Source organism: Methylobacterium goesingense (assembly GCF_022179225.1).
Classification (GTDB): Bacteria; Pseudomonadota; Alphaproteobacteria; order Rhizobiales; family Beijerinckiaceae; genus Methylobacterium; species Methylobacterium goesingense.
The window spans coordinates 1-10,221 of sequence record NZ_BPQL01000141.1 but is presented as its reverse complement, the minus strand read 5'-3'; the positions used below and the strand labels follow the sequence as shown (position 1 = coordinate 10,221).

Genomic DNA, 10,221 nt, shown 5'->3' with positions numbered 1-10,221 from the left:
GACCATGCGGCGACGCATGACCATGGCTGCGGCGGTGCGGAGGCGGCGATCGCCCGGGCCGAACGCCTGTGCCGCGAGCGCGACCTGCAATTCACCCGCCTGCGCCGGGACGTGCTGACGGCGGTGGCGGGCCAGACCCGGCCGATGGGCGCCTACGACATCGCCGAGGCCCTGAGCGAGCCGGGCCGTCGGGTGGCGGCGGTCTCGGTCTACCGGGCGCTCGATTTCCTGACCGAGCATGGCCTCGTCCACCGCATCGCCAGCCGGAACGCCTTCGTCTCCTGCGGGCATTCCCACACGGACGGGGCGGGGCTCGTCTTCCTGATCTGCCGCAACTGCGGGACCATCGACGAGACCACGGCGCCGGAGGTCGAAGACCAGCTCGGACGGACCCTGGCCAAAGCCGGGTTCCGGCCGATCAGCCGCATCCTCGAGGTTGAGGGCGAGTGCGGCACCTGCCTTGGGCAGGCCACCGCCGAAGGTTGAGGCGGCGCCCGCCGCAGCCTCAGAACGCGTTCTTGTAGGCGCGCGGCGAGAACACGGTCATGAACATGATCCGGATGTCGAACCAGATCGACCAGTTATCGATGTAGTGCAGGTCGTGCTGGACGCGCCGCTCCATGTCGAGATCCGTCAGGGTCTCGCCGCGCAGGCCGTTGACCTGGGCCCACCCGGTGATGCCCGGCATCACGTTGTGGCGGCGCGCGTAGAGGGCGATGCGGTTCTCGAAGCTGCGGTCGTGCGCGAGGGCGTGCGGGCGGGGGCCGACCAGGGACATCTCGCCGAGCACGACGTTGAGGAGCTGGGGCAGCTCGTCGATGTTCGAGCGGCGCAGCACGGCGCCGATGGGCGTGATGCGGCTGTCGTTGCGGGTGGCCTGCTTGAAGACGGTGTCCTGTGCCACCTTCATGCTGCGGAACTTGTAGACGCCGAAGGGCTGCTGGTTGAAGCCGTAGCGCTTCTGCCGGAAGAACACCGGGCCGGGGCTGTCGAGCTTGATCAGCACGGCCACCGCGAGGAAGAGCGGGGCGAGCAGGACCAGCGCGACGAGAGCGAGCGTCAGGTCCAGGGTGCGCTTGAGGAACAGTTCGCCGGCCTGGAGCGGACGGCGCCCGATGTTGATACCCGACAGGCGGCCGACACGGGCGAGCTTCAGGTCGGGGAAGCGGTCCATCACCGAGCCGGGGCGCAGGTGGAGGGCGGCCGGCACCCGCAGGAACGCGTCGATGCAGCGCTCGATGTCGGCGGCCTCGGACCAGGGCACCAGGATGAAGACGTCGTCGGGGCGCAGAAAGCGCACCACCGAGACCGCCAGGTCGAGATCTTCCGACATCTGGGCTCGGCGCGAGGCCTCGTCCCCCATCGGGTCGATCCGGCGAAGGTAGCTGGTGCCGATGACGCGCAGGCCCAGGGCCTCCGCGTCGTTATGGGCGTAGAACCGGGCGATGTCCTCCTCGTACCCGACGAGGTGGATGCGGTTGATGGAGGCCGAGGCCGGGGTCACGGCCCGGCGCACCACGCCGAGCGCCAGGGTCCGCACGATGAGCAGGGCCGGCAGGCCGGAGACGAAGAGCCCGAGGGAGACGAGGCGCGAGTAGTCCTGCGTGGTCTTGGTGGCGAAACCGATCACCAGGGCGATGGCCCAGGCGCCGACCCACACCGTCGCGGCCCGCTTGAGGTGGGGCCGGTCGGAGAGCAGCGTCTCGATGCTGTAATCCTCGCGCACGAGGTTGGTGAGCAGAACGAACAGGCCGACCAGGGCGGAGAGTTCGAAACTGCCGCTGGTGCTCACGGCTGGGATATCCCCCTGCACCGAGACGTAATAGGCGAGATCGACCAGCGCGGCGACGCCCAGGATGGCGGCGAGATCGGCCAGGGCCGTCGCCACCGGGATACCCGCGCGGAAGGCGGCGCGCCGGCGGCGCGGCATGAGGGCTGTCCAGACGTCCCGGCGTGACCGGACGACCGAAAGCTTTTCGAACGCGTCGGGGATGCGATCTTGAAACATCTGGAGCGCCATGTCCCGTCCTGATGCGGAAACTGTCCCAAGTTGAGCCAAGCGACGGCTCGAACCTGATTTCTGAGGCTGAACCCGCAAAGCCCGGGCCCCAGTACGCCACGCATCAGTGCGGCTTCGCGGGACGAAACCGCGCGCCACCTTTCGTCGGACCCGACGAGCCCCTGTGGGGCGCCGTCCGAGTCCAAGCAAATCCGAGGTAAGTTGTTGTGGCCGTAGCACGCCGTAAGACGGCCCGTAGCGAACTGCAACGGAACGTTAACTGAACGAAACGGCTGTCCGCAGCAGGATTATCGGCGCCGTGCGAGATCTCACGCCCGGGCGGCGAACAGTCGGTCGGGTTCGCCCGGACCGACGGCTCACAGTCGCAACCTACACGGCCGCATTTGCTGGTGCGATGGCGCGCGGCGCCAGCGGCATCGACGGCGGGCGCTCATGGCCCTCACGGCCGCGGGCCGCTCGGCGTGCCCGGGCGTCGCGCTGACCCTTTCGGATTGGATCAGGGCGGGCTGCGCGACGAATCAGGCGACCGCCGAATCAGGCCGGGCGACGGTCTGGATGGTCTCGAATCCTTCGAATTGCGGGTGTCCCAGGTATAGAGGCTTCGTGGACGGCACGCGACCATGAGCTTTCCGGAACTGTTCGGAGCGGGTCCAGGCCTCGAAATCAGCCTTGGACGACCAGATCGTGTGCGAGGCATAGAGGACGTGGTCCTCGTGCTCTGGCCCCTTCAGGAGATGGAATTCGACGAAGCCCGGCATCTCACCGAGATGACTGTCGCGGCCGAGCCAGACCTGCTCGAAGTCTTCGGTCGCGTCCTTGACGACTTTGAATCGGTTCATCGCGATATACATGATCCACCTGGGTTTTTTCGATGTTCCGGGATGTCCCGCATCACGCCTTAAACCTGGGGCGCGTTGAGGCAAAAGGCCATGCGGCGGGACGCATCGGCTACATTTGACCGCCGGCAACGGTGTTCCGCCCGATGCCGCGGCCAACAATCGTCGCGCAGTGTGTCCGCGGCCCGATCAAAATTCCGTGGATGCCCGGGCGATGGCAGGCTTGCAATCCGTGCCGGCTTTGTGGTCAAGCTGTCACAACGCATGACCGATGCTGACGCGGAGTAAAACATCGAGTGGCATTTGGTGCCGGACAAGGATAATTTCTGTCGGCTTGCTCTATCGACGATCAAAGGCCTCAATTTCCCAACGAGTGCACTTAGGGAATCCTGATGGCGTTCGTACGAAAGCGCTCAGAGCCGATCGCCCCGGCGGCAGGTCCGCGCTGAAGCGAGGCTTTTCCATAAGGACTGAACCGAGAGATGATGCCCAAGCAGACCACCGACGTCGATCGCCTCGTCGGATTGAGGATCACCGCCCTGCGCAAGGCGCGCGGACTGAGTCAGACGGCGCTCGGCACCGCCGTGGGCGTCACGTTCCAGCAGGTGCAGAAGTACGAGAAGGGCCAGAACCGTGTCGGCGCCGGCCGCCTGCGCGAGATCGCCCGCCTTCTCGAAGTCCCGGTCTCGGCCTTCTTCGAGGAGGACGACATGGGCGGTACGCAATCCGACGTGTTCGGCTTCCTCAGCGCGCAGGGCGCCATCGAGCTGCTCCGCGCCTACGCGCTGATCGAGGACGACCAGCTCCGCCGCGATGTGCTCGCCATCGTGCGGACGGCCGCCAAGATGGGAAAGCAGGCGCCCGAGCCGGCTCCCGCTCCGACGCCGGCTCCGACGCCGGCCAGCTAGGCTCCACCCGGGCGGCGGCGCGTTTCACCGGGCCGCCCCGATTCCCTGATCCTCAGCCGATCAGGTGGAAGAAGCTGCCGCTCGTCCGGCCCCGGCGATGCCCCGCGAGGCCGAGGGGAACGCCCTCGGCATCGGTGACGCTGGCGAGTCCGGTCTCGTCCGTCGGCGGGGCGCTGCGCTCGCTCGCGTAGTGGAATTCGTGTCCGACCAGGCGTGCGCCTGTTCCGCCGAGGGGGCCCTCGGCCAGAAGCGTGGCGACGCGGTAGCCGAGATGCAGGCGGCGGGCCTTGTAGGAGGTCGCCACCGGGAGCAGGCCGGCCATGGCGTGCGTGACCCCCGCCGCATCCTCGAGGCTCTCGCCCAGCACCATGTAGCCGCCGCACTCGCCGTGCACCGGCCTGTCCTGCGCGAACGCCCGTAGGCCGTCGAGGAAGCGCCGGGCCTGGGCGAGTTGCCCCGCATGGAGTTCAGGGTAGCCGCCGGGCAGCCAGCAGGCGTCGCAATCGGCCCGGGGCGGCTCGTCGGCCAGGGGCGAGAACGGGACGAGTTCGGCCCCCGCCGCCCGCCAGCCCGCCGCCATGTGCGGATACAGGAACGAGAACGCCGCATCGGACGCGATGGCGATGCGCTGGCCCGGCGGGCGGGGCAGGAGGCCCGCGCCCGGCGCGGGCGCCGCTCCGGCGGCGACCGCCAGGATCGCGTCGAGGTCGAGCCCCGCCTCCGCGAGGTCCGCGAGCCTGTTCAGGCGATCTTCGAGGTCGCTGGTCTCGCGGGCCTGGACGAGACCGAGATGGCGCTCCGGCAGGACGAGGCTCGCGTCCCGCATCAGTGCCCCGAGGACCGGCATGCCGATGCGGTTCAGGCCCGTCTCCACGAGGCGGCGGTGACGGGCACTCGCGACCTTGTTGAGGATCACCCCGGCGATGCGGATGCGCGGATCATAGGCGCGGCACCCGAGGGCGAGGGCGGCGGCCGACTGCGCGGCGCCCGAGACGTCGAGGACGAGGAGCACCGGCCAGCCGTAGCGCGCGGCGATATCGGCATTGGCGCCGGTGCGCCCCTCCGGTGCCACGATGCCGTCGAACAACCCCATCGAGCCCTCGGCCACCACGAGGTCGGCGCTCGCGGCCGCGAGGGCCGCCACCGCGTCGAGCATCGGCTCGGGCATGGCGAAGCTGTCGAGGTTGAAGCTCGGATGGCCGGTGGCGGCTTGATGGAAGGCGGGGTCGATGTAGTCCGGCCCGCACTTGGCGCCGCGCACGGCCAGCCCGCGCCGGGCCAGCGCCCGCATCAGCGCCAGGGTCACGGTGGTCTTGCCCGAGCTCGAACGGGGCGCGGCGACGAGGAGGCCGGGTACGCTCACCGTCCCACTCCGTCCGTGCGTTCGCCCAGCACGGTCTCGCTCGTCGGGCGGAAGCGCCGGTCGTAATCGGGGGAATACAACGCGCTCTCCCGGAACTCCGTCGGGTCGAGGGCGGGGCCGACAAGGATCAGCGCCGTGCGCTCCAATCCGGCCTCGGCTACCTGGCCGGCGATCGTCGCCAGGGTTCCGGTGAGCACGCGCTCGTCGGGCCAGGTGGCGCGGAACACCACCGCGGCCGGGCAATCCGCGCCGTAGAACGGCGTCAGCTCGGAGACCACCGCGTCGATGACGTGGATCGAGAGGTGCAGGGCCAGCGTCGCGCCAGTGCTCGCGAAGGCCGCCAGGGTCTCGCGCTCCGGCATGGCGCTGGCGCGCCCCGAGGTGCGGGTGAGGACCACGGACTGGGTGAGGCCCGGCACGGTGAGTTCCCGCCTGAGCAGCGCGGCGGCGGCGGCGAAGGAGGGCACGCCCGGGGTCACCGTGAAGGGGATGCCGGCCTGGGTGAGGCGGCGGGTCTGCTCGGCGAGCGCGCTCCAGATCGAGAGGTCGCCCGAATGCAGGCGCGCCACGTCCTGGCCCGCCGCGTGGGCGGCGACGCATTCGGCCACGATGGCGTCGAGGTCGAGGGGGGCGGTGTCGACGATGCGGGCACCGGGCGGACACCAGCCCAGGATCTCGGGCGCCACGAGGGACCCCGCATGCAGACAGACGGGGCAGCGCGCGATGAGGTCGCGGCCGCGGACGGTGATGAGGTCGGCGGCCCCCGGGCCGGCGCCGATGAAGTGAACGGTCATGGCTCTTGGGTGACGGATTGTGCGCGAAGCGCAAGGGCGCAGGTCGCCCCGGCACTGGCGATTCGCCGCAGCAGCAGCGTCGCGCCAGGCCCGGCGGCAGCGAGGGCTGCAGCCTCCGCCACCGAGCCGACCCGGCGCGACGCCTCGATCCGCTGCGAACGGGTGGGCACGTCGGCGTCCACGGCGATCAGCGCCTCGGGCGGAATCGCCGCGAGGAAACAGCCCAGGGCCTCGGCGGCCGCGCGGATCGCCGGCTCCCCGGCCCGGTCGGCGGCGGTGGCGAGGCGCGCGAGGCGGGTGCGCGGCAGGCCGGCCGCGTCGCAGGCCCGGTCCACGAGCGCAATGATGTCTTCGGCCGGGGTCGCATGGCGAAACCCGATCCCGGCGACGAGGTCGCGTTCCGCCGGCCTCATGCCTTGACCCAGGCCCATTGCGTGACCGGCATCGCGCCGCGCCAGCCATGCAGGTGCCCGACCGGATCGGCATGGGCGACCGTCAGGCGCTTGAGGCTGCCGCCGCGCTGCGCGAAGGCCGCGAGCAGCACGGCCTCGCCCTCCAGGGTCACCACGTTGGCGACGAGGCGCCCGCCCGGGGGCAGGGCGGCGATGGCCGCGTCGAGGACCCCCGGCGCGGTGACGCCGCCGCCGATGAAGGCGGTGTCGGGCGCCGGCAGACCGGCCAGCGCGGCGGGGGCGGAGCCCTCAACCACGCGCAGGTCCGGTACGCCGAGGCGGCCTGCGTTGCGGGCGATGCGGGCGGCCCGGGCCGGGTTGCCCTCGATGGCGATGGCCCGGAGGCTCGGATGGCGCAGCATCCACTCGATGGAGATCGAGCCCGCCCCGGCACCGATGTCCCATAGAATCTGGCCGGCGCGCGGCCGCAGGGCCGCCAGCGTCACGGCCCGGATGTCGGCCTTGGTGAGCTGGCCGTCGTTCTCGAACCAGGCATCGTCGAGGCCCGGGCTGAGGGTGACGACCTGCGCCGTCGATGGACCGACGACCTCGATGCCCAGGGTGTTGAGCGGGTCGATCCCGGTGAGGTCAAAGCCCTCGGCCGTCGCATGGCGGCGGCGCTCGCGCGGGCCTCCCATGGCCTCCAGGACGGTGAGACGGGACGCGCCGAGGCCGCGCTCGACCAGAAGCGCGGCGACCGCCGCCGGCGTGGTCTCGTCCCAGGTCAGGACGAGGAGGCGGGCGCCGGGCTGGAGATGCGGGATCAGCCGGGGCAGAGCCCGGCCGTGCAGGGTCAGGCAGCCCGTCTCGGCCAGGGGCCAGCCGAGGCGAGCGCCGGCGAGGCTGAAGGCGGAGGGGTGGGGGAAGACCCGCATCTCCTCCGCGGGCACGAGGCGGGCGATCTCGGCGCCGATGCCGTAATGGAACGGGTCGCCGGTCGCGAGGATGCAGGTGGGTGTCCCGCGCCGGGCGAGGAGGCCCGGATAGGCGTCCGCGATCGGGCTCGGCCAGATCTGCGTCTCGGCGGCGAGCGGCGCAGCCAGGGCGAGGTGCCGGCGCCCGCCATAGACGAGGCGCGCGCCGTCGAGGGCGGCGGTGGCGGCGGAACTCAGGCCCGCGCGGCCATCCTCGCCGATGCCCACGATGGTCAGCCAGGGGAGGCTTCCCCGCAGGGTGGACTCGGTGTCAGCGGTCATGGAGAACGGCCCCGAGGGTGGGGGGAGCATGCGGATACTGATTTTGGGCGGCACCGGCGAGGCGAGCGCCCTGGTACGCGGGCTCTTGGTTCGCGGGCTTCTTGCGGCGGAGCGGCCCTGCGCCGTCACCCTGTCGCTCGCCGGCCGCACCAGTCAGCCGAAGGCGGAGCCCGTGCGGACCCGCATCGGCGGCTTCGGTGGCGCGGAGGGGCTGGCCGCGTGGCTCGTCCAGGACCGCACCGACCTCGTGGTCGACGCGACGCATCCCTTCGCGGCCGGAATGAGCGCCAACGCGGCCGAAGCCTGCGCCCGGACCGGGACGCGCCTCCTGGCGATCCGCCGTCCGGCCTGGGAGCCGGTCTCCGGCGATCGCTGGACGACGGTGCCCGACATGCAGGCCGCCGTCCGTGCGCTCGGACCCGAGCCGCGCCGCGTGTTCCTCACCATCGGCCGCCAGGAGGTCGGCGCTTTCGCCGCCGCGCCGCAGCACGATTACGTGGTGCGGGCCATCGAGGGCATCGATCTGGCGGTGCCGAGGCTGACCTCCATCCAGGCGCGCGGCCCGTTCGACGAGGCCGCCGAGGCGGCGTTCCTGGCCGGGGCCGCGATCGAGATCCTGGTCAGCAAGAATTCCGGCGGGGACGCCACCTACGGCAAGATCGCGGCGGCGCGGGCGCTGGGCTTGGACGTGGTGATGGTCGCCCGCCCGGAGAAGCCGGACGTGCCGAGCGTGCCGGACGTCGCGGCGGCCCTCGCGTGGATCGCCGCCCTCTGACGCCAGCGCCGATGCGCGCATCACGCCGCCGGCACGCTGCGCGGCGTGTAGACGAAGGGCGTCGCGTCGCCGCGCGGAATCAGGCGGGTGGCCGAGGCGCCGATGATCACCATCGTGGCCATGTCGGCCGTCGCGGTGCGGGCCGCGTCGAGGGTGAGCACCCGGATCGCCTCGTCGGGCCGCGAGACCGCGCGGGCGAAGATCACCGGCGTGTCGCCGCGCCGGATTTCGGCGGCGAGGTCGAGGGCCTTGCCGAGCTGCCAGGGTCGGGCGGAGGAGATCGGGTTGTAGAGGGAGACCACGAAATCCGCCCGCAGCACCGCCTCCAGCCGGGCGGTGATGACCTCCCAGGGCTTGAGGTTGTCCGAGAGCGACATCGCGCAGAAATCGCCGCCGAGCGGAGCGCCGAGGCGCGCGGCCGCCGCCAGCATCGCGGTGATGCCGGGCTCCACCGTAATGGGGAGACGGGCCCAGGCCGGGTCGCCGGCCTCCACCGCCTCGAACACGGCCGCCGCCATCGCGAACACGCCGGGATCGCCGCCCGAGACCACCGCGACGCGCCGGCCTGAGGCGGCGAGTTCGAGGGCGTGGCGCGCCCGGTCGACCTCGACGCGGTTGTCGCTGGCGTGGCGCACGAGCCCCGTCCGCTCGGGCACGCGGGCGACGTAGGGGATGTAGCCGATGAGATCCTGCGCCTGGGCCAGGGCCTCCTGGGCGGCGGCCGTCAGCAGGCGCGGGTCGCCCGGCCCCAATCCAATGACCGTGACCGAACCGGTCCCCGCAGACGGGCCGCTCACGGCCGGCGTCCCTCGCCGGGCAGGAGCACCATCGAGAAGTAGGGCGCCACGTCGTCGGGCTTGTCCTTGAGGGCGATCACCCGCTCGCCTGCCATGGTGCCGCGCTCGACATAGACCGCGCGCTCCAGCACGCCGGCCTCGGCGAGCGCCGCCCGGACCTTGGGCAGGTGGCGGCCCAGCTTCATCAGCACGGCGGCGTCCGTGGCGCGCAGGCGCTCCACCAGGGCGGCGTGCGGCAGGGTGGCGGGCAGCACGGTCAGCACGTCGTCGCCCCAGGTGATCGGGGTCCCGGCCCGGGTCCAGCAGCCGGACATGCCGGTGACGCCGGGCACCACCTCCACGGGGAAGCGGTCCTTGAGGCGGCGCCACAGGTGCATGAACGAACCGTAGAAGAACGGGTCGCCCTCCGACAGGATCGCCACGTCCCGTCCCGCGCCGAGATGATCGGCGAGGCGGGCGGACGCGTCGTCGTAGAAGGCCGCGAGCGCCGCGACGTAGTCCGGGTGCTCCGGGTGGAGTTCGGTGGTGTAGGGATAGACCAGCGGGTATTCGCGCCCCGGCTCTGCGGCCAGCACCGCGTCCGCGATGGTGCGGGCGTTGCCGCGCCGGCCCTTTTTGCAGAAATGCACCAGCACCGGGGCCCGCTCCAGCACCCGCATGGCGCGCATGGTGAGGTAATCCGGCTCGCCCGGGCCCATGCCGACCCCGAACAGGGTGCCGGTGGTCGCCGCGCGCGGGACCTCGGTCTGCTCCGCTACCTCGGGGGGAAGCCGCTCTCCCGACTCCATCACTCGATCTCTTGCGCGAGCGCGTTGACGGCTGCGGCCGTCATGGCGCTGCCGCCACGCCGGCCGTGGACCACGATGAAGGGCACCCGGCCGTCGCGGGCGAGCGCCTCTTTCGACTCGGCGGCACCGACGAAGCCGACCGGGATGCCGATGACGGCGGCCGGCGGGGCTATGCCCTCGTCGAGGAGTTCGAGCAGGCGGAACAGCGCGGTCGGGGCGTTGCCCACCGCCACGATGCTGCCGGGCAGGTGCTCGCGCCAGAGTTCCATGGCGGCGGCCGAGCGGGTGGTGT

The 10,221-nt window shown here is 71.7% G+C and carries 12 protein-coding genes; 3 read left to right on the top strand and 9 right to left on the bottom strand.

Translation table 11 applies throughout. The features are described from left to right. On the top strand, positions 1–486 hold a 486-nt coding region (locus tag MFF30_RS20920), incomplete at its 5' end, for a Fur family transcriptional regulator (RefSeq protein WP_373320965.1). Positions 487–505: 19 nt separating this feature from the next. Here the strand turns inward: MFF30_RS20920 and MFF30_RS20915 are convergent. Beyond that, a complete protein-coding gene (locus MFF30_RS20915) occupies positions 506–2,008 on the bottom strand; it encodes an exopolysaccharide biosynthesis polyprenyl glycosylphosphotransferase (RefSeq protein WP_238281839.1) in 1,503 nt (500 codons plus the stop codon). Positions 2,009–2,538: 530 nt separating this feature from the next. Further along, positions 2,539–2,871, bottom strand: coding sequence for a heme-degrading protein HmuQ (gene hmuQ, locus MFF30_RS20910; protein WP_238281838.1), 333 nt, complete (start codon positions 2,869–2,871; stop codon positions 2,539–2,541). A 467-nt stretch (positions 2,872–3,338) separates the two neighbouring features. Between hmuQ and MFF30_RS20905 the strand changes: the two genes are divergently transcribed. Then, positions 3,339–3,764, top strand: coding sequence for a helix-turn-helix domain-containing protein (locus MFF30_RS20905; RefSeq protein ID WP_238281836.1), 426 nt, complete (start codon positions 3,339–3,341; stop codon positions 3,762–3,764). Positions 3,765–3,816: 52 nt separating this feature from the next. Here the strand turns inward: MFF30_RS20905 and MFF30_RS20900 are convergent, their stop codons facing one another. The 4 genes from MFF30_RS20900 to cbiE are packed head-to-tail and all read right to left on the bottom strand — an operon-like array spanning position 3,817 to position 7,569. Continuing rightward, entirely contained in the window at positions 3,817–5,127 is a 1,311-nt protein-coding gene (locus tag MFF30_RS20900) for a cobyrinic acid a,c-diamide synthase CobB (protein WP_238281835.1), read from the bottom strand. Continuing rightward, positions 5,124–5,921 (bottom strand): precorrin-4 C(11)-methyltransferase, encoded by a 798-nt coding sequence (gene cobM, locus MFF30_RS20895; protein WP_238281834.1) that lies wholly within the window; start codon positions 5,919–5,921, stop codon positions 5,124–5,126. Before cobM ends, MFF30_RS20900 begins: the two co-directional genes overlap by 4 nt. After that, entirely contained in the window at positions 5,918–6,352 is a 435-nt protein-coding gene (locus tag MFF30_RS20890; protein ID WP_238281832.1) for a cobalamin biosynthesis protein, read from the bottom strand. The genes cobM and MFF30_RS20890 overlap by 4 nt, the downstream gene beginning before the upstream one ends. After that, positions 6,331–7,569 carry a precorrin-6y C5,15-methyltransferase (decarboxylating) subunit CbiE gene (gene cbiE, locus MFF30_RS20885; protein ID WP_238281830.1) on the bottom strand — a complete coding sequence of 413 codons (1,239 nt, stop codon included), beginning with the start codon at positions 7,567–7,569 and terminating at the stop codon, positions 6,331–6,333. The genes MFF30_RS20890 and cbiE overlap by 22 nt, the downstream gene beginning before the upstream one ends. Before the next feature lie 28 nt (positions 7,570–7,597). Here cbiE and MFF30_RS20880 point away from each other — a divergent pair, with 28 nt between their 5' ends. Beyond that, positions 7,598–8,344, top strand: coding sequence for a cobalt-precorrin-6A reductase (locus tag MFF30_RS20880; protein ID WP_238281828.1), 747 nt, complete (start codon positions 7,598–7,600; stop codon positions 8,342–8,344). Between the two features lie 20 nt (positions 8,345–8,364). Here the strand turns inward: MFF30_RS20880 and cobJ are convergent, their stop codons facing one another. The 3 genes from cobJ to MFF30_RS20865 form a co-directional block, all read right to left on the bottom strand. Beyond that, positions 8,365–9,141, bottom strand: a complete 777-nt coding sequence (gene cobJ / locus MFF30_RS20875) for a precorrin-3B C(17)-methyltransferase (protein WP_238281826.1) — start codon at positions 9,139–9,141, stop codon at positions 8,365–8,367. Then, entirely contained in the window at positions 9,138–9,929 is a 792-nt protein-coding gene (locus MFF30_RS20870) for a precorrin-2 C(20)-methyltransferase (protein WP_238281824.1), read from the bottom strand. Before MFF30_RS20870 ends, cobJ begins: the two co-directional genes overlap by 4 nt. Further along, a partial coding sequence (locus MFF30_RS20865) for a precorrin-8X methylmutase (RefSeq protein WP_238281822.1) occupies positions 9,929–10,221 on the bottom strand: 293 nt, incomplete at its 5' end. The genes MFF30_RS20865 and MFF30_RS20870, both read right to left, overlap by 1 nt.